This window comes from Bradyrhizobium sp. WSM1417, assembly GCF_000515415.1.
GTDB lineage: Bacteria > Pseudomonadota > Alphaproteobacteria > Rhizobiales > Xanthobacteraceae > Bradyrhizobium.
Genome location: NZ_KI911783.1, coordinates 5,677,555 through 5,696,282 on the forward strand (window position 1 = coordinate 5,677,555; position 18,728 = coordinate 5,696,282).

Annotated in this window: 13 protein-coding genes; 2 read left to right on the forward strand and 11 right to left on the reverse strand. The window is 63.0% G+C overall.

From position 1 onward, the window contains the following. Window positions 1-61: 61 nt before the first annotated feature. From rpoC to BRA1417_RS0127890, 11 genes are all read right to left on the reverse strand, one after another. Window positions 62-4,258, reverse strand: coding sequence for a DNA-directed RNA polymerase subunit beta' (rpoC, locus tag BRA1417_RS0127840; RefSeq protein ID WP_027518595.1), 4,197 nt, complete (start codon window positions 4,256-4,258; stop codon window positions 62-64). 128 nt (window positions 4,259-4,386) lie between these two features. Next, entirely contained in the window at window positions 4,387-8,502 is a 4,116-nt protein-coding gene (gene rpoB, locus BRA1417_RS0127845; protein ID WP_027518596.1) for a DNA-directed RNA polymerase subunit beta, read from the reverse strand. A gap of 483 nt (window positions 8,503-8,985) precedes the next feature. Beyond that, a complete protein-coding gene (gene rplL, locus BRA1417_RS0127850) occupies window positions 8,986-9,363 on the reverse strand; it encodes a 50S ribosomal protein L7/L12 (protein ID WP_007602994.1) in 378 nt (125 codons plus the stop codon). 54 nt (window positions 9,364-9,417) lie between these two features. Further along, on the reverse strand, window positions 9,418-9,936 hold the full coding sequence (gene rplJ / locus BRA1417_RS0127855; protein WP_027518597.1) for a 50S ribosomal protein L10: 519 nt from the start codon (window positions 9,934-9,936) through the stop codon (window positions 9,418-9,420). Window positions 9,937-10,504: 568 nt separating this feature from the next. Beyond that, window positions 10,505-11,458: a 2-hydroxyacid dehydrogenase gene (locus BRA1417_RS0127860; protein ID WP_027518598.1), complete on the reverse strand. Its 954-nt coding sequence runs from the start codon at window positions 11,456-11,458 to the stop codon at window positions 10,505-10,507. 90 nt (window positions 11,459-11,548) lie between these two features. Then, window positions 11,549-12,241, reverse strand: a complete 693-nt coding sequence (gene rplA, locus BRA1417_RS0127865; RefSeq protein ID WP_007602988.1) for a 50S ribosomal protein L1 — start codon at window positions 12,239-12,241, stop codon at window positions 11,549-11,551. A gap of 6 nt (window positions 12,242-12,247) precedes the next feature. Further along, window positions 12,248-12,676: a 50S ribosomal protein L11 gene (rplK, locus tag BRA1417_RS0127870; protein ID WP_007602986.1), complete on the reverse strand. Its 429-nt coding sequence runs from the start codon at window positions 12,674-12,676 to the stop codon at window positions 12,248-12,250. A gap of 130 nt (window positions 12,677-12,806) precedes the next feature. Beyond that, the gene (gene nusG / locus BRA1417_RS0127875; RefSeq protein WP_007602985.1) at window positions 12,807-13,361 is read right to left on the reverse strand and encodes a transcription termination/antitermination protein NusG; all 555 of its coding nucleotides are present in this window, start codon (window positions 13,359-13,361) and stop codon (window positions 12,807-12,809) included. Further along, on the reverse strand, window positions 13,361-13,552 hold the full coding sequence (gene secE / locus BRA1417_RS0127880) for a preprotein translocase subunit SecE (RefSeq protein WP_007602984.1): 192 nt from the start codon (window positions 13,550-13,552) through the stop codon (window positions 13,361-13,363). The genes nusG and secE overlap by 1 nt, the downstream gene beginning before the upstream one ends. Window positions 13,553-13,928: 376 nt before the next feature. Beyond that, complete coding sequence (locus tag BRA1417_RS0127885) at window positions 13,929-15,221, reverse strand: methyltransferase domain-containing protein (RefSeq protein ID WP_371260004.1); 1,293 nt, start codon at window positions 15,219-15,221, stop codon at window positions 13,929-13,931. A gap of 52 nt (window positions 15,222-15,273) precedes the next feature. Beyond that, window positions 15,274-15,861 (reverse strand): SIS domain-containing protein, encoded by a 588-nt coding sequence (locus tag BRA1417_RS0127890; protein WP_245286277.1) that lies wholly within the window; start codon window positions 15,859-15,861, stop codon window positions 15,274-15,276. 161 nt (window positions 15,862-16,022) lie between these two features. On the opposite strand from BRA1417_RS0127890, the gene BRA1417_RS0127895 reads away from it, so the two are divergent. Further along, window positions 16,023-17,018 (forward strand): SDR family oxidoreductase, encoded by a 996-nt coding sequence (locus tag BRA1417_RS0127895; protein ID WP_027518602.1) that lies wholly within the window; start codon window positions 16,023-16,025, stop codon window positions 17,016-17,018. A gap of 116 nt (window positions 17,019-17,134) precedes the next feature. After that, window positions 17,135-18,706, forward strand: a complete 1,572-nt coding sequence (locus BRA1417_RS0127900; protein WP_027518603.1) for a PfkB family carbohydrate kinase — start codon at window positions 17,135-17,137, stop codon at window positions 18,704-18,706. Window positions 18,707-18,728: the final 22 nt, after the last annotated feature.

An 18,728-nucleotide genomic window follows, 5' to 3' on the forward strand; every position in this document is an offset into this window, starting at 1 on the left:
AGCAAAAAGGCCGGCTTGCGCCGGCCTTTTCAGTGTCCTCGGTATTCCTACGGATGAACGATTATTCCGCAGGTGGCAGCGCCATCGGCTCCACTTCCGGCGCCGGCGGCACGACCGCCGCCTGCTTCTCGCGCTCGTCGAGGATCATCTTGTCGCGCTTCACCGCGACTTCGCGGATCTTCGCCATGGAGGCGCCGGTGCCTGCCGGAATCAACCGGCCGACGATGACGTTCTCCTTGAGGCCTTCGAGCGGATCGACCTTGCCGTTGACCGCCGCTTCCGTGAGGACGCGGGTGGTCTCCTGGAACGAGGCCGCCGAGAAGAAGGAGCGGGTCTGAAGGCTCGCCTTGGTGATGCCGAGCAGAACCGGCGTCCCCGTGGCGATCTTCTTGCCCTCTTCCTTGGCCTTGGCGTTGATCTGGTCGAACTCGATCTTGTCGATCTGCTCGCCCGAGATCATGTCCGTGTCGCCCTGGTCGGTGACTTCCACCTTCTGGAGCATCTGACGGACGATCACCTCGATGTGCTTGTCGTTGATGAGCACGCCCTGGAGCCGGTAGACCTCCTGGATCTCGTTGACCAGATAGGCCGCGAGTTCCTCGATGCCCTTGACCGCCAGAATGTCGTGCGGCGCCGGGTTCCCTTCCACGATGAAGTCGCCCTTTTCGACGACGTCGCCGTCCTGAAGGTGGATGTGCTTGCCCTTCGGGATCAGGTACTCGCGCGCCTCGTCGGTTTTGTCCATCGGCTCGATCGAGATGCGACGCTTGTTCTTGTAGTCGCGCCCAAACCGGATGGTGCCCGCGATTTCGGCGATGATCGCCGCATCCTTCGGACGCCGAGCCTCGAACAGTTCCGCCACCCGCGGCAGACCGCCGGTGATGTCGCGCGTCTTGGCGCTTTCGGTCGAGACACGGGCGAGAATGTCACCCGCCTGAACCTTGGCGCCGACATCGACCGACAGAATGGCATCGACCGACAGCATGTAGCGAGCATCGCCGCCACGGGCGAGCTTGAGCACCTTGCCGTCCTTGCCCTTGACCACGATGGCGGGACGCAGGTCCCCGCCGCCGCGCATCGAGCGCCAGTCGATGACCACACGCTTGGCAATACCGGTGGCCTCGTCGAGCGTTTCCGAGATCGACTGTCCCTCGACCAGATCCTCGAAGCCGATGGTGCCTTCGACCTCGGTGAGGAGCGGACGGGTATAGGGATCCCATTCGACGATACGCTGGCCGCGCTTGACCATGTCGCCCTCGTCGACGTGCAGGCGCGAACCGTACTGAATACGGTGCGTCGCACGCTCGGTGCCGTCGGCATCGACGATCGCGATCACCATGTTGCGAACCATCGCGACCAGGTGGCCGTCGCTGTTGCGGGCGATGGCCTTGTTCCGGATCACGATCTTGCCGTCGAAGTTGGATTCGACGAAAGATTGCTCGTTCAGCTGCGCCGCACCGCCGATGTGGAAGGTGCGCATGGTGAGCTGGGTGCCAGGCTCGCCGATCGACTGCGCCGCGATGACGCCGACCGCTTCACCGTGGTTGACCGGCGTGCCGCGAGCGAGATCGCGGCCGTAGCACTTGCCGCAGATGCCGTTGACGAGCTCGCAGGTCAGCGCCGAGCGGATCTTCACCTCCTGGACGCCGCCTTGATGGATGGCATCCAGATGGCTCTCTTCCATCAGCGTACCGCGCTTGAAGATCACCTTGCCCGTGCTGTCACGCACGTCTTCGCAGGCCGTGCGTCCGAGGATGCGCGAGCCGAGCGAAGCGACCACGGTGCCGGCATCGACGATGGCGCGCATTTTGATGCCGAGCTTGGTGCCGCAATCGTCCTGCGTGATGATGCAGTCCTGCGCGACGTCGACGAGACGACGGGTCAGGTAGCCGGAGTTCGCGGTCTTCAACGCGGTGTCCGCGAGGCCCTTGCGGGCGCCGTGGGTCGAGTTGAAGTACTCGAGCACCGAGAGGCCTTCCTTGAAGTTCGAGATGATCGGCGTCTCGATGATCTCGCCCGACGGCTTGGCCATCAGGCCGCGCATGCCGGCGAGCTGGCGCATCTGGGCCGGCGAACCGCGGGCACCGGAGTGAGCCATCATGTAGATCGAGTTGATGTCGGCATCCGCCCCGCTCGCCGTCTTCTTGGTCGAGGAGATCTCCTTCATCATCGCCTTGGCGATTTCTTCCGTGGCCTTCGACCAGGCGTCGACGACCTTGTTGTACTTCTCGCCATGGGTGATCAGACCGTCGTTGTACTGCTGCTCGAAATCCTTCGCCAGCGTACGTGTGGTGTCGACGATCTTCCACTTGGAGTGCGGCACGACCATGTCGTCCTTGCCGAACGAGATGCCGGCCTTGAACGCGTTGTAGAAGCCGAGCGCCATGATGCGGTCGCAGAAGATCACCGTCTCCTTCTGACCACAGTGGCGGTAGACCTGGTCGATGACGCCGGAGATCTCGCGCTTGGTCATCAGCTTGTTGATGATCTCGTAGGGAACACGCGGATTCTTCGGCAGCAAATTGCCCAGCATGACGCGGCCAGCGGTGGTCTCGATCCAGCGCTTGGAGATCTTGCCGGTATCGTCGATGCCTTCCCACCGGTACTTAATCTTGGTGTGGAGGTGGATGACCTTCGCGTGCAGCGCGTGCTCGAGCTCCGCCATCTCGCCGAAGATCTTGCCCTCGCCAGGCAGGCCTTCGCGCATGATGGAGACGTAGTAGAGACCGAGCACGATGTCCTGCGACGGCACGATGATCGGCTGGCCGTTCGCCGGATGCAGGATGTTGTTGGTCGACATCATCAGGACGCGCGCTTCCAGCTGCGCTTCCAGCGACAGCGGAACGTGCACGGCCATCTGGTCGCCGTCGAAGTCGGCGTTGAACGCGGCGCAGACCAGCGGGTGGAGCTGGATCGCCTTGCCCTCGATCAGCACCGGCTCGAACGCCTGGATGCCGAGGCGATGCAGCGTCGGTGCGCGGTTGAGCAGCACGGGATGCTCGCGGATGACCTCGTCCAGGATGTCCCAGACCTCGGGCCGCTCCTTCTCGACCAGCTTCTTCGCCTGTTTCACGGTGGTGGACAGGCCCTTGGCGTCAAGCCGCGAGTAGATGAACGGCTTGAACAGCTCGAGCGCCATCTTCTTCGGCAAGCCGCACTGATGCAGGCGCAGCTCGGGACCGACCACGATCACCGAGCGGCCCGAATAGTCGACGCGCTTGCCGAGCAGGTTCTGACGGAACCGGCCCTGCTTGCCCTTGAGCATGTCGGCGAGCGACTTCAGCGGACGCTTGTTGGCACCCGTGATGACGCGGCCGCGGCGGCCGTTGTCGAACAGCGCGTCGACGGCCTCCTGAAGCATGCGCTTCTCATTGCGGATGATGATGTCCGGCGCGCGCAGCTCCATCAGCCGCTTCAAGCGGTTGTTGCGGTTGATGACGCGGCGGTAGAGGTCGTTGAGGTCGGAGGTCGCGAAGCGGCCGCCGTCCAGCGGCACCAGCGGACGCAGGTCCGGCGGAATCACCGGGACCACGGTCATGATCATCCATTCCGGCTTGTTGCCGGAGTGGCGGAACGCTTCCACGATCTTCAGGCGCTTGGCGAGCTTCTTGTGCTTGATGTCGGAGTCGGTCTCCTGCATCTCCGCGCGCAAGGTCAGCTCGAGCTTCTCGAGATCCATGCCCTTGAGCAGCTCGCGGATCGCTTCCGCGCCGATCATGGCGGTGAAGGAATCCTGGCCGTATTCGTCCTGCGCCTTCAGATACTCGTCTTCCGACAAGAGCTGACGGTCCTTCAGCGCGGTGAGGCCCGGCTCGAGCACGACGTAATATTCGAAGTAGAGGATCCGCTCGAGATCCTTCAACGTCATGTCGAGCAGGAGGCCGATGCGCGAGGGCAGCGACTTCAGGAACCAGATGTGGGCGACAGGGGCTGCGAGCTCGATATGGCCCATGCGCTCGCGCCGGACGCGCGACAGCGTGACCTCGACCGAGCACTTCTCGCAGATGATGCCCTTGTACTTCATGCGCTTGTACTTGCCGCACAAGCACTCGTAATCCTTGATCGGCCCGAAGATGCGGGCGCAGAACAGGCCATCGCGCTCGGGCTTGAAGGTACGGTAGTTGATGGTTTCCGGCTTCTTGATCTCGCCGTACGACCAGGACAGAATCTTCTCGGGGCTCGCGATCGAGATCCGGATCTGGTCGAAGACCTGAGCCGGCGTCGTCGGATTAAAGAGATTCATAATTTCTTGGTTCATCGTCTTCTCCTCGCGTGCCGGTCGCCTCCGGCAGCAAATTCGAAAATCACTATGCGGGGCGCCCTGCCCTCGCGACTCCAGGACTGGGCGCCGATGCCCGGCCGTTCAGGCCGGGCATGAGGGTCGTATTACTCGGCCGCTTCCGCCGTCCCCGGTCCGACCTTGGAATTATGCAAGTCGACGTTGAGGCCGAGCGAGCGCATTTCCTTGACCAGCACGTTGAACGATTCCGGAATACCGGCCTCGAAGGTGTCGTCGCCACGCACGATCGCCTCGTACACCTTGGTACGGCCGGCGACGTCGTCCGACTTCACGGTCAGCATCTCCTGGAGCGTGTACGCCGCGCCGTAAGCCTCGAGCGCCCACACTTCCATTTCGCCGAAGCGCTGGCCGCCGAACTGCGCCTTGCCGCCCAGCGGTTGCTGGGTAACGAGCGAGTACGGACCGATCGAACGCGCGTGGATCTTGTCGTCGACGAGATGGTGCAGCTTGAGCATGTAGATGTAGCCCACCGTCACCTTGCGGTCGAAGGCATCGCCGGTGCGGCCGTCATAGACGGTCGACTGGCCCGAAGCGTCGAGACCGGCAAGCTTCAGCATCTCCTCGATGTCGGCTTCCTTGGCGCCGTCAAACACCGGCGTCGCGATCGGAACGCCGCGGCTCAGATTGTGGCCGAGCTCGATCAACTCGTTGTCGTTGAGCGACTTGATCGTCTCGTCCTCGCCGTAGACCTTCTTCAAGGTTTCCTTCAGCGGCCTGATGTCCTGCTTCGACAAATAGGCATCGACCGTCTGGCCGATACGCTTGCCGAGGCCGGCACAGGCCCAGCCGAGATGGGTCTCGAGGATCTGCCCGACGTTCATGCGCGATGGCACGCCGAGCGGATTGAGCACGATGTCGGCATGCGTACCGTCTTCGAGGAACGGCATGTCCTCGATCGGCACGATCTTCGACACCACGCCCTTGTTGCCGTGGCGGCCGGCCATCTTGTCGCCGGGCTGGATCTTGCGCTTCACCGCGACGAAGACCTTGACCATCTTCATCACGCCGGGCGGCAATTCGTCACCGCGCTGAAGCTTTTCGACCTTGTCGAGGAAGCGCTGTTCCAGCCCCTTCTTCGACTCGTCATACTGCTTCCGCATGGCCTCGATCTCGGCCATCAGCTTGTCGTTCGGCGAAGCGAACAGCCACCACTGCGACTTCGGGTACTCCTCGAGCACCGCACGGGTGATCTTGGTGTCCTTCTTGAAGCCCTTCGGACCGGCGATGCCCTGCCGTCCCTCGAGCAGCTCGGCAAGACGGTTGTAGACGTTGCGGTCCAGGATCGCCTGCTCGTCGTCGCGGTCCTTGGCCAGACGCTCGATCTCTTCCCGCTCGATCGCCAGCGCACGCTCGTCCTTGTCGACGCCGTGCCGGTTGAACACGCGCACTTCGACGATGGTGCCCTGCACGCCCGGAGGAACGCGCAGCGAGGTGTCGCGGACGTCGGAAGCCTTCTCGCCGAAGATGGCGCGCAGGAGCTTTTCCTCCGGCGTCATCGGGCTTTCGCCCTTCGGCGTGATCTTGCCGACCAGGATGTCGCCGGCGCGCACTTCCGCGCCGATGTACACGATACCGGCTTCGTCGAGGTTCTTCAGCGCTTCTTCCGAGACGTTCGGAATGTCGCGGGTGATTTCCTCGGGTCCGAGCTTGGTGTCGCGGGCCATCACCTCGAATTCTTCGATATGAATCGAGGTGAACACGTCTTCCTTCACGATCCGCTCGGAGAGCAGGATCGAGTCTTCGAAGTTGTAGCCGTTCCACGGCATGAAGGCGACGAGCACGTTCCGGCCGAGCGCGAGCTCGCCGAGATCGGTCGACGGACCGTCGGCGATGATGTCGCCCTTCTTGACGATGTCGCCGACCTTCACCAGCGGACGCTGGTTGATGCAGGTCGACTGGTTGGAGCGCTGGTACTTCATCAGCCGGTAGATATCGACGCCCGACTTGGTCGGATCGAGATCTTCCGTGGCGCGAATGACGACGCGGGTTGCGTCGATCTGGTCGATCACGCCCGAACGGCGCGCTGCGATCGCAGCACCCGAGTCACGCGCAACCACGCCTTCCATGCCGGTGCCGACAAAGGGCGCTTCGGCGCGAACCAGCGGCACCGCCTGGCGCTGCATGTTCGAGCCCATCAGCGCGCGGTTGGCGTCGTCGTTCTCGAGGAACGGGATCAGCGCGGCTGCGACCGAAACGAGCTGCTTCGGCGACACGTCCATGTAGTCGACCTTGTCCGGGGTCACCGGCAAGACTTCGCCGGCGTGACGGCAGACCACGAGATCTTCGGTGAAGCGGCCCTTCGGGTCGAGCGGCACGTTGGCCTGCGCGACCGTGTAGCGGCCCTCTTCCATCGCCGAGAGGTACACGACCTCGTCGGTGACGCGGCCGTCCTTGACCTTGCGGTAAGGGGTCTCGACGAAGCCGTACTTGTTCACGCGCGCGAAGGTCGCGAGCGAGTTGATCAGGCCGATGTTCGGGCCTTCCGGCGTCTCGATCGGGCAGATGCGGCCGTAATGCGTCGGATGCACGTCGCGCACCTCGAAGCCGGCGCGCTCGCGGGTCAGACCGCCCGGTCCAAGCGCCGACAGGCGGCGCTTGTGGGTGATCTCCGACAGCGGGTTGGTCTGGTCCATGAACTGCGAGAGCTGCGAGGAGCCGAAGAACTCGCGCACGGCGGCGGCCGCCGGCTTGGCGTTGATCAGGTCCTGCGGCATGACCGTGTCGATGTCGACCGAAGACATGCGCTCCTTGATCGCGCGCTCCATGCGGAGCAAGCCGATGCGGTACTGGTTCTCCATGAGCTCGCCGACCGAACGCACACGGCGGTTGCCGAGATGGTCGATGTCGTCGATCTCGCCCTTGCCGTCGCGCAAATCCACCAGCGTCTTGATGACGGAGAGGATGTCTTCCTTGCGCAGCGTGCGCTGGGTGTCGGGCGCATCGAGGTCGAGGCGCATGTTCATCTTGACGCGGCCGACCGCAGAGAGGTCGTAGCGCTCGGCGTCGAAGAACAGCGACTGGAACATCGCCTGCGCCGAATCCAGCGTCGGCGGCTCGCCGGGACGCATCACACGGTAGATGTCGAACAGCGCGTCCTCGCGCGTCATGTTCTTGTCGGCCGAGAGCGTGTTGCGGATGTAGGCACCGACATTGACGTGGTCGATGTCGAGCAGCGGCAGTTCCTTGTAGCCCTGCTCGTTGAGAGCCTTGATCGACTTGTCGGTGATCTCTTCACCGGCTTCCGCATGGATCTCGCCGGTCTTGGGATTGACGAGGTCCTCGGCGATGTAGTTGCCGACGAGCTCCGCATCCGAGAGGCGCAGCGCCTTCAGCCCCTTCTCCTGCATCTGACGCGCACCGCGCACGGTGAGCTTCTTGCCGGCTTCGAGCACGACCTTGCCGGTATCGGCGTCGATCAGGTCGTTGATGGTCGAGTAGCCGCGGAAACGATTGGCGTCGAACGGAACACGCCAGCCCTCCTTGATCCGCTTGTACTGGATCTTCTTGTAGAAGGTGCTGAGGATCGCCTCGCCGTCGAGACCGAGCGCGAACATCAGCGACGTCACCGGAAGCTTGCGGCGACGGTCGATACGCGCATAGACGATGTCCTTGGCGTCGAACTCGATGTCGAGCCAGGAGCCGCGATACGGGATCACGCGGGCGGCGAACAGCAGCTTGCCCGACGAATGGGTCTTACCCTTGTCGTGGTCGAAGAACACGCCCGGCGAACGGTGCATCTGCGAAACGATGACGCGCTCGGTGCCGTTGACGATGAAGGTGCCGTTCATCGTCATGAGCGGGATGTCGCCCATATAGACGTCCTGCTCCTTGATGTCCTTGACCGACTTCGCGCCGGTTTCCTCGTCGATATCGAACACGATGAGGCGCAGCGTCACCTTGAGGGGAGCCGCGAAGGTCATGCCCCGCTGGCGGCACTCGTCGACGTCGTATTTCGGCGGCTCGAACTCGTAGCGGACGAATTCCAGCATCGAGGTGCCCGAGAAGTCGGAGATCGGGAACACCGAGCGGAACACCGCCTGCAAGCCCTCGTCCGACCGCCCGCCCTGGGGCTCGTCGACCATCAGGAACTGGTCATAGGACGCCTTCTGAACCTCGATGAGGTTCGGCATCTCGGCCACTTCCTTGATGTGTCCGAAGAACTTGCGAACGCGTTTGCGACCGGTGAATGTCTGCTGCGCCATCGTGGCCTCTCATTTTCGTCGCCCGATTTGGGCGCGCCCTCCGGAACGCGGCGACCGCCGCTCCCCGGGTTGAATTTTTCGAACCCCGTCTTGGAGGCCGGAGACTCAGTTTCAGGCAGGAATGTCCTGAATCTGTTCTTCAGACCTTCAAAACGCAAAACGACGCGCGGGGCGCAGGAGCGCGCCCGCCCGTCACAACCATCCTCTTCACGGACTGCAAAAGCCCGAAATAGCTTGCTCTCCCAACGGCTTACAGGGAATGCGGCATCCCTGCCCACCGCGCTTTCGTGCTGCCGACCCGATATGGGGCGACATTAGTGCAGATTCGAGGGACAAACCCTCAAATCCCCACACTTTTTCGTGTTCGGCCTGCGTCGGGTCGTTCCGTCGCACGCCTTTTGCATCTCGCCCACCCTTTCGAGGAGTGGACCGAGACCCCGGTTGCGATGATGCTGACCGGGATCTCGTGCCCGTAAGCGCTGCTTACTTGAGCTCGACCTTCGCGCCAGCCTTCTCGAGCTGGGCCTTGAGCTTCTCGGCCTCGTCCTTGTTCACGCCTTCCTTGACAGGCTTCGGCGCGCCCTCGACGAGGTCCTTTGCTTCCTTCAGGCCCAGGCCGGTGATGGCGCGGACTTCCTTGATGACCTCGATCTTCTTGTCGCCGGCGGCGGCAAGAACGACCGTGAACTCGGTCTTCTCTTCGGCCGGAGCGGCGGCAGCGCCACCACCAGCCGGGCCGGCCACGGCGACAGCCGCGGCAGCCGAAACGCCCCACTTCTCTTCGAGGAGCTTCGCGAGTTCGGCAGCTTCGAGCACGGTGAGGCTCGAGAGGTCGTCAACGATCTTCTGCAGGTCAGCCATTGTTCAGTTTCCTTGAATGTAAGTCTGGTTCGGGTTTGAGTTTTGCGAAGGGCGTCAGGCCGCTTCGCCCTTTGAGGCATAAGCCTGGATGACGCGCGCGAGCTTGCCCGCGGGCGCGTTGGCGAGCTGAGCGATCTTGGTCGCCGGGGCCACAAGCAGGCCGACGATCTTGGCGCGCAGTTCGTCAAGCGACGGCAGCGAGGCAAGAGCCTTCACGCCGTCGACATTCAGGACGGTCGTTCCCATCGATCCGCCAATGATGACGAACTTTTCGTTCGCCTTGGCGAATTCGACGGCGACCTTTGGCGCCGCTACCGGATCGTCCGAAGTGGCGATCACGGTCGGTCCCTTCAGCATGGGGCCGATGGCAACGACGTCAGTGCCTTCAAGAGCAATTTTGGCGAGACGGTTCTTCGAGACCTTCACCGAGGCGCCAGCCTGCTTCATCTGCGAGCGCAGCTTCTGCATCTGGACAACGGTAAGGCCGGAATATTGGGCAACGACCGCGACGCTCGTGGTCTTGAAGACCCCATTGAGCTGTTCGACCGCTTCCTTTTTTGCCGCTCGTTCCACAGCAAGCTCTTTCCGGTTGGCGGTCATCGCGAAAGCGGGACCGCCGGGTTGCACCCATCGTCCCGCCCAAACCTGAACCTCAGGGCCAAACCCATCGGACACGCCGGGCAAGACGACAATTCAAAGCCTGCCCTCCGGGAGCCCACAGGGCCCACGGCGTGTCGAGGTCCGAACCAGACCCATTCCGCAACCGACCCCAAGGCGATCACGACGTGAAATCCGGTCTTCACCCGTCTATGCAGGCATGCGATTAAGCCGTTGAGAAATCGAAATTCCCCGCGAGCGCCTGCAGTCTTGGACAGGACAAGGTCAGCCGGCGAACCGCCCGACCTCTGCCCGCATCCCACACCCGACGAATTTCCCTCCTTTCCAGCAAATCCTCACGGACGCCCTGAAAAGGAATGATCTCCATCGCTTGTTTTCGGAATGCGTGCACGAACGCGCCAGCCGAGGCCGGCACGTCCGGAAGCGGTTCTTTAACCGCTCGGGGCCTGCTTGCCAAGAGCAAAATTCACACCAGTTCCAATCCGTTGCCGCTGGCGCTTGACCCGGGCCGACAAGGTCCGATTCAGGCTCCTTTGACCGCGTAAGGCAGCGGCTGGCCCTCGAAAAATGCGGTCAGGTTCGCCAGCACGCAGTTCTGCATGGCGACGTGCGATTCGAGGGTGTGGCCGCCGATATGGGGGGCGAACACGACGTTGGGCCGCGACGTCAGCCCGTCGGGGGCGTGCGGCTCCTTCTCGTAGACGTCGAGACCGGCTCCAGCGATGGTCTTTTCGGTGAGCGCCACCACCAGGGCTTTCTCATCGATCACCGAGCCGCGGGAGATGTTGACGACATAGCCGTCCGCCCCGAGGCGCTTGAGGATAACGGCGCTGACGGCATGCTGGGTCTCGGCTCCTGCCCGGACCGCAATCATCAGCACACTGCACCAGTCGGCCAGCGCCTCCAGCGTCGGGAAATATTGATAGGGCAGATCGTATTTGCTGCGGCTGAAATAGCCGATTTCGCTCTCGAAGGATGCGCAGCGCGCTGCGATCTTGCGGCCGATCTCGCCCATGCCGTAGACGCCGATGCGGCGGCCCGGCATCCCGGCCTGCGGGCGCATCATCGGCGAGGGCTTTGAGGCGGCCCAATCGCCGCTTCGGACGTACCGGTCGGCAACCAGGATTCGCCGCGTCGTCGCGAGCATCAGCGTCATCGCGATGTCGGCGACGGAGGCCGCATTGGCGCCCGGGCTATGTCCGACCGCGATGTTGCGGGCAGCAGCGGCCTTCAGGTCAACACCGTCATAGCCAGTGCCGTAGCAGACGATGGCACCGAGCTTCGGAAACAGGTCCATCGCCTCCGCGCCCAGCGGCGTGCCGCCGGCCGTGAGCACCGCGCGGATACCGCCGAGCGCGTCGGCCGAAAACATCTCGCTCGCCGGCTTGCCGCCGGTGTCGAGCAGCTCGAACCGCTCGGCGAAGCGCGCCATCATCGTCTTGGGAAAGCGCGAGTAGATCAGGACCTTGTCAGTCATTGTTCTTGTTTCCGGTGAACGCCGTCACAAACGACGAGGGGCGGAATCGGTTGCCCAATTCCGCCCCTCGCCTCATGTCGTTTCCAAACCTTAGCCGAGAATGGTGCCCGGCTCGACCTTCACGCCGGGACCCATCGACGAGGACACCGCAACGCGCTGGATGTAGGTGCCCTTGGAACCGGCCGGCTTGGCCTTGGAGACAGCGTCAGCGAGAGCCTTGATGTTCTCGACCAGTTTTTCCTCGGTGAACGAGGCCTTGCCGACGCCAGCCTGCAGGATGCCGGCCTTCTCGACGCGGAACTCGACCGACCCGCCCTTGGCGCCCTTCACGGCGCCGGTGACGTCCATGGTCACGGTGCCGATCTTCGGGTTCGGCATCAGGCCGCGCGGGCCGAGCACCTTACCGAGGCGGCCGACCAGCGGCATCATGTCGGGGGTTGCGATACAGCGGTCGAAATCGATCGTGCCGTTCTGCACCTTCTCGACCAGGTCCTCGGCGCCGACGACATCGGCACCCGCAGCCTTGGCCTCGTCGGCCTTGGCGCCGCGGGCGAACACGCCGACGCGGAGCGTACGGCCGGTGCCGTTCGGCAGGGTCACGACACCGCGGACCATCTGGTCGGCGTGACGCGGATCGACGCCGAGATTGATTGCGACCTCGATGGTCTCGTCGAACTTCGCTTTCGCGCGTTCCTTGACCATCTTGATGGCGTCCGCGAGCGGGTAAAGCTTTTCGCGATCAATACCTTCGCGGGCTTTGTTCAAACGCTTTCCGATTGCCATGAGCCCTTACCCCGCCACTTCCAGACCCATCGAACGGGCAGAGCCCTCGACCATCTTCATGGCCGACTCGATCGAGTCGCAATTGAGATCCTTCATCTTCTTCTCGGCGATCTCGCGCACCTGCGCTTTGGTCACCGCACCCGCCTTGTCACGGCCCGGCGCCTTGGAGCCGGACTGGATCTTGGCAGCCTGCTTGAGGAAGAAGGACATCGGCGGCGTCTTCATCTCGAACGTGAACGAACGATCGGCGTAGATCGTGATCACGACGGGAATGGGGGTGTTCTTCTCTTCCTTCTGGGTCTGGGCGTTGAACGCCTTGCAGAACTCCATGATGTTGAGACCGCGCTGACCGAGCGCGGGACCGATCGGGGGCGAAGGATTCGCCGCACCGGCCGGGACCTGAAGCTTCAGGTATCCGGTCACTTTCTTTGCCATGTATCACTCCTGTTGGGCCGGCTTGGGCCGGCGGTTTCAGGTTCGTGGTCTGGGTTGGATGCGGCTGGCAACCGCCCTCTCCCTCCCACGGCCTCTTGTTGCGCGAGACCGAAGCCTCACGCCTGCCCGATCAGACCTTCTCGACCTGACCGAATTCCAGTTCGACCGGCGTGGCGCGGCCGAAGATCGACACGGCGACCTTCACGCGCGAGCGCGCCTCGTCGATTTCCTCGACCACACCCGAGAACGAGGCAAACGGGCCGTCGGCCACGCGCACGTTCTCGCCGATCTCGAACGATACCGACGCCTTCGGCCGTTCCACGCCCTCCTGCACCTGGTGCAGGATGCGCATGGCCTCGGCTTCCGAGATCGGCATCGGCTTGTTTTCCGCGCCGAGAAAGCCGGTCACCTTCGGCGTATTCTTGATCAGATGAAACGCCTCGTCGGTCAGCTTCATCTTCACCAGCACGTAGCCCGGGAAGAACTTGCGCTCGGCGTCGATCTTGCGGCCGCGGCGCACTTCCGTGACCTTCTCGGTCGGAACCAGCACCAGCTCGAACAGCTCCTCGAGCCCGCGCTGCTTGGCCTGCTCGCGGATCGATTCGGCGACCTTCTTCTCGAAGTTCGAATAGGCGTGGACGATGTACCAGCGCTTGTCAGACAATTGAGCCGTTGCTGTTGCCATCAGTGAATGCCCAGAAGGAAGGTGATGAGGACGCGGATGATCTGGTCGGCGGCGAAGAAGAAGATCGAGGCCACGGCGACCATGACGAACACCATGATGGTGGTGATCGTGGTCTCGCGGCGGGTCGGCCAGGTGACCTTGGCGGTCTCCGAGCGCACTTCCTGCAAGAACTTGAACGGGCTGACTGCCATCGTTTGATGTCCAACGTCCGTCGACAGACGCGAATGAATTTCAGGGATCCGAACAGCCGCCGTTGGCCCAGCCCTCTGTCGAAGGATGAGCCGGAAATCGGGCTCGATTGTTCGGGGATTTCAAAGCCGCGCCGGAGATCCGCGTCTAACGGGCCGGCTGCGAGTGCGCGGTATCTACTGCGGATGGGACCAAAGGTCAAGATAGAGAGGGCCCGCGCGGGCAAAGCGACCTCCGCGGGCGCCCGGCCAGAGATCAGGCCGATCAAGGGCTTATCTCCCCCCTGCAATGCGTCGTCCCAAGGCCACGGCCGGTTACCTGCAGAACGACATACCGGGCTCCCCCTCACCTGCTCCCCCCTTTAGCGCCCCTTCAAGGTCAGTCGGCCCGTTCAATCGTCGAAATGCCCGGTAACGGCACAACGAACTTTCCGCCGCCGGCGAAATAGCCGGCATGCTTGGCCCGGATCGGATCCACATAGCGCCAGGCGAAGACGACGACGAAGGCCGGCTTGCGCTCGTAAAGGGCGGCGGGCGGCAGGATCGGGATGTCATACCCCGGGCCGGCCATGACGTTCCCCTTCTTGGGGTCGTCGTCCACCAGGAAGTCGATCTTGTTCTCCAGGCCGAACTGCGGCAGCAGCGTCGTGGTCCCGACCGAGACGCCGTAGCCGGCGACGAGCTGGCCGCGCGCATGGGCGGCATCGGCCATCGCGACCAACTCGTCGCGGATGGCGGCGATCCTCTTCGCATAGGGCACATAGTAGGCCGGCTGGTCGACGCCGAGCCGGTCTTCCTCGGCAATGAAGCGCGCGACCTCCGCGGACGGCGTCTTCGCGCCGCCGGCACGCTGCACCGTCACCCGGATCGAGCCGCCCTTGGTCTCGATGTGCTGGACGTCGATCACCTCCATGCCGAGCCGCGCGAAGAAGCGCGTCAGCGGCTTGATGTTAAAATACGACAGATGCTCGTGATAGACGGTGTCGAGAAGGTTCTTCTCGGTGACGTCGACGCCATACTGCGTTTCGAAAACGAACAGCCCGTCCGGCGCAAGCACGTCACGAACCCCGATCACCAGCGGGTCGAGATTGTCGACATTGGCGATCATGTTGTTGGCGATCACGACGCTGGCCGCGCCATGGCTTTGCAGGATGCGGCGACCGATGGCATCGGTGAAGAAATCGCCGATGGTCTCGATTCCCGCTTCCGTCGCACGCCGCGCGATGTCGACGGCGGGATCGACGCCCAGCACCCGCATGCCGCGTTCCCTAAAAAAACCGAGCAGCGATCCGTCGTTGCTGCCGAGCTCGACGACCAGCGAGCCTGGCGCGATGGCGAACCGGCTGACGACGTCGCCGGCGTAGCCTGCGAAGTGCTCCCGCAGGCCAAGCGAGAGCGAGGTGGTGTAGACGTAGTTTCGGTACTGGATCTCTGGATTGCCGACGTGGAGAATCTGCAGGTGGCCGCAATCTGCGCACAGGTGCAGCGCCATCGGCACCGCAGCCCGAAAGACGGGATCGTCGACGCTTGCATCCGGCACCTGGAAGTTCGGCGTGCCAATGGGCATGCCTGCCATCGGGACGACAAGCTCTTGCTTGTCCGAATGACAGAGGCGGCAGGTATGGCGGACGTAAAACAGGTTTTTCATCGTAGGACCGTGCAACGGAGACATGCGAGCGGGCGAGGCAATCTCACCCCGTGGTGATCAGATCGAGGGCACCGCCTCAAGAGGCCGGATATTCCGCGCGACCGATGATGAGGTCGATCGCGGCCATCATCCAGAACTGATGCGTGGTCTCGACGATGTTGTAGCTGCGGCTGTCGACGTAATAATTGACGTCGCCGAGATAGCGCAGCGGATTCTCCGCGTTCATGCCCGACAGCGTGATCACATCGAGCTTCGTCGTCCGCGCCTGCGCGACCGCATTGAGAATGTTCTTCGAACGTCCCGACGAGCTGATTGCGACGAGGCAATCGCCGGCGCGTGCGTTCAGCCTCACAGCATGCGCAAGCCAGTCCTCGAAACCGTAGTCATTGGCGAGGCACGACATCATGCTGGCATCGCTGAAGCAGAGTGCGGGCACCGCTGCGTTCTTCGCCAGATCGATTGCGAGATGGGAGGCGATGCCGGCCGAGCCTCCATTGCCGATGAAGATGACGCGGCCGCCCTGCTCGCGCGCGCGCAACCAGACCGTGCGGGTGGCGGAAATCCTGGCGAAAACCCCATCGTCAATTGCCGTCGCACGGTGGAGGCGCCCTACGTAGTCGTCAAGGAAAGCCTTGTGATCGGGATCGACGGACTCGGCAGGCATGGGCACGCGGCTCGACGGCGACATGACGTCCTGATACCGGCTATCACCAGCGATTGCAAAGGTATATTGCCTTCGAAGCCGACTAGCAGCCGATTCGGTTTCCACCTTCACTCAACATTGGCGGGCCTGTTTCGCTGGGCATTCGCATCACGGATGTTCCTATGAAATGCATCGTTACCGGTGGCGCCGGCTTCATCGGCAGTCACCTCGTCGACCGCCTCCTCGACGACGGCCACGAGGTCGTCGCGCTCGACAATTTCGTGATCGGACGCCCCGAAAATCTGGCCTCGCGCGTCGATTCTGATCGACTGAAGATCGTGCGGGCAGACGTCACCGAACGCGAATCGATCAAGCCGCATTTCGACGGCATCGACTGGGTATTCCATCTCGCAGCGCTGGCCGACATCGTTCCCTCGATCGAGTCCCCGATCCCGTATCACCGCGCCAACGTCGACGGTACGGTCAACGTTCTCGAGGCTGCACGGCAGGCCGGCGTCAGCCGCTTCGTTTATGCCGCGTCGTCCTCCTGCTACGGAATTCCCGACGTCTATCCGACGCCGGAGAGCGCCGAGATTCGGCCGATGTATCCCTATGCCCTCACCAAGAATCTCGGCGAGCAGTGCGTCATGCACTGGTGCCAAGTCTACAAGCTGCCCGCGGTGGCGCTGCGCCTGTTCAACGTGTACGGGCCGCGCCATCGCACCACGGGCACCTATGGCGCCGTGTTCGGCGTGTTCATGGCGCAGAAGCTCGCCGGCAAGCCCTTCACGGTGGTCGGCGACGGCGAACAGACCCGCGACTTCACCTTCGTCAGCGATGTCGCCGACGCTTTCGTGACGGCCGCGCGCTCCGAGGTCTCCAACGAGATTTTCAACGTCGGCTCCGACAACACCTACAGTGTCAACCAGCTGGTCGAGCTCCTCGGCGGCGACAAGGTCCACATTCCCAAGCGTCCCGGCGAGCCCGATTGCACCTATGCCGACATCACCAAGATCAAGCGGATCCTGAAATGGACGCCGAAGGTAAAATTTGAGGACGGGGTCGCGACGATGCTGAAGTCGATGGATCAGTATAAGGACGCCCCCCTGTGGACGGTGGACAAGATCGCGGACGCCACGAAGGACTGGTTCAAATATCTGGGAGACAACAACGACTAGGCGTCCGGCGCGCCGCAGAAGGCAAGCCTGTGAACAGGTTCGCCGGGTATCGTTGCGGCGAATCGATCAATTCCGGACCGCCCGGCTGAGGCCGGCCGGCGCTTTGGGTTATTCACATGGGCAATATTTCGAACGACACTCCCGCGTTGAACGACCAACTGGCGGCGCACGAAAAGATCAAGACAATCGAGGAATTGGGCGAGATCGCGCGGTCCGCGCAAGCGCGGGGCCGGAAGGTTGCACTCTGCCACGGCGTCTTCGACCTCGTGCATCTCGGCCATATCAGGCACATCCAGGCGGCGCGCAACGAGGGCGACGTCGTCATGGTGACGATCACCGCCGACCGTTACGTCAACAAGGGACCGGGGCGGCCGATCTTCCCCGAAAACATGCGGGCCGAGATGCTGGCTTCGCTCGCGACGGTCGATTGGGTCGGCATCAACCACACCTCCAGCGCCGAGCCGATCCTGGATACTGTGCGGCCGGACATCTATGTGAAGGGGTCCGACTACGAAAACCCCGAAGACGACGTAACCGGCAAGATCCGGAGCGAGCGCGACGCCGTCGAGTGTCACGGCGGACGCATCGTGTTCACGCGCGACGTGACATTCAGCTCCTCATCGCTGGTGAACCGGTATTTCGACATCTACGATCCTCCACTCCGCGACTACCTGCAAAAAGTCCGTGAAGGCGGCGGCGCCGACCGCCTGCTGGAGCTGATCGACAAGGTGCAGGACATGCACGTCGTCCTGGTCGGCGACACCATCATCGACGAATACCAGTACGTCACGGCGCTCGGAAAGGCCTCGAAGGAAAACATCGTCGCCACGCTGTTCAAGAACGGCGAGCATTTTGCCGGCGGCGTCATTGCCGCGGCGAACCATGTCGCGAGCTTCTGCAAGTCGGTGGAGGTCGTCACGACGCTGGGTGGCAACGACTACCCTGAAGAGTTCATTCGTGCGCATGTCCGCCCGAACGTCACGTTGACGCCGATCCGCCTTCAGGGCCGTCCGACGACCCGCAAATCGCGGTACGTCGAGCTGGGATATTTGCACAAGCTCTTCGAAGTCTACACCATGGACGATACGCCGCTCGACGAGGCCGATCGGAAGGAGATCGACCGCATCACGACGGAGCGCGTGCGTGGCGCGGACGTGGTGATCGCCACCGATTTCGGTCACGGCATGATCGCGTCGAGCACGATCGACGCCCTGATCGTCAACTCCAAGTTCCTGGCGGTCAATGCCCAGAGCAACAGCGGCAATCACGGCTACAACCTGATCACGCGGTATCCGCGGGCCGACTACATCTGCATCGACGCGCCGGAGGCGCGCCTGGCTGCAACCGACAAGTTCAGCGACATCGCGTCCGTGATCGAGGCCGGCCTGCATGGCAAGATCGACTGCGACAACATGATCATCACGCATGGCTCCTTCGGCTGCTACCCCTTCTCGTCAAAAACCGGCGTCACGCGCGTTCCCGCCTTCACCAAGACCGTCGTCGACACCGTCGGCGCGGGGGACGCCTTCCTGACGATCACGGCGCCGCTGGTCGCCGCCGGCGGCAATATCGAGGACGTCGCCTTCATCGGCAACGCGGCCGGCGCGATCAAGGTCGGGATCGTCGGCCACCGCAGCTCGGTCGAAAAAGTGCCGCTGGTCAAGTTCGTCACCGCGTTGCTGAAGTAGCGCGACCGGCAGATACTGGAGA

Bases quoted from the DNA above. Each gene is read 5' to 3' on its own strand.
- rplA (WP_007602988.1), bottom strand. From the start codon at position 12,241: ATGGCAATCGGAAAGCGTTTGAACAAAGCCCGCGAAGGTATTGATCGC.
- rpoC (WP_027518595.1), bottom strand. From the start codon at position 4,258: ATGAACCAAGAAATTATGAATCTCTTTAATCCGACGACGCCGGCTCAG.
- rpoB (WP_027518596.1), bottom strand. From the start codon at position 8,502: ATGGCGCAGCAGACATTCACCGGTCGCAAACGCGTTCGCAAGTTCTTC.
- BRA1417_RS0127890 (WP_245286277.1), bottom strand. From the start codon at position 15,861: ATGCCTGCCGAGTCCGTCGATCCCGATCACAAGGCTTTCCTTGACGAC.
- BRA1417_RS0127895 (WP_027518602.1), top strand. From the start codon at position 16,023: ATGAAATGCATCGTTACCGGTGGCGCCGGCTTCATCGGCAGTCACCTC.
- BRA1417_RS0127885 (WP_371260004.1), bottom strand. From the start codon at position 15,221: ATGTCTCCGTTGCACGGTCCTACGATGAAAAACCTGTTTTACGTCCGC.
- BRA1417_RS0127900 (WP_027518603.1), top strand. From the start codon at position 17,135: ATGGGCAATATTTCGAACGACACTCCCGCGTTGAACGACCAACTGGCG.
- rplK (WP_007602986.1), bottom strand. From the start codon at position 12,676: ATGGCAAAGAAAGTGACCGGATACCTGAAGCTTCAGGTCCCGGCCGGT.
- rplL (WP_007602994.1), bottom strand. From the start codon at position 9,363: ATGGCTGACCTGCAGAAGATCGTTGACGACCTCTCGAGCCTCACCGTG.
- secE (WP_007602984.1), bottom strand. From the start codon at position 13,552: ATGGCAGTCAGCCCGTTCAAGTTCTTGCAGGAAGTGCGCTCGGAGACC.
- nusG (WP_007602985.1), bottom strand. From the start codon at position 13,361: ATGGCAACAGCAACGGCTCAATTGTCTGACAAGCGCTGGTACATCGTC.
- BRA1417_RS0127860 (WP_027518598.1), bottom strand. From the start codon at position 11,458: ATGACTGACAAGGTCCTGATCTACTCGCGCTTTCCCAAGACGATGATG.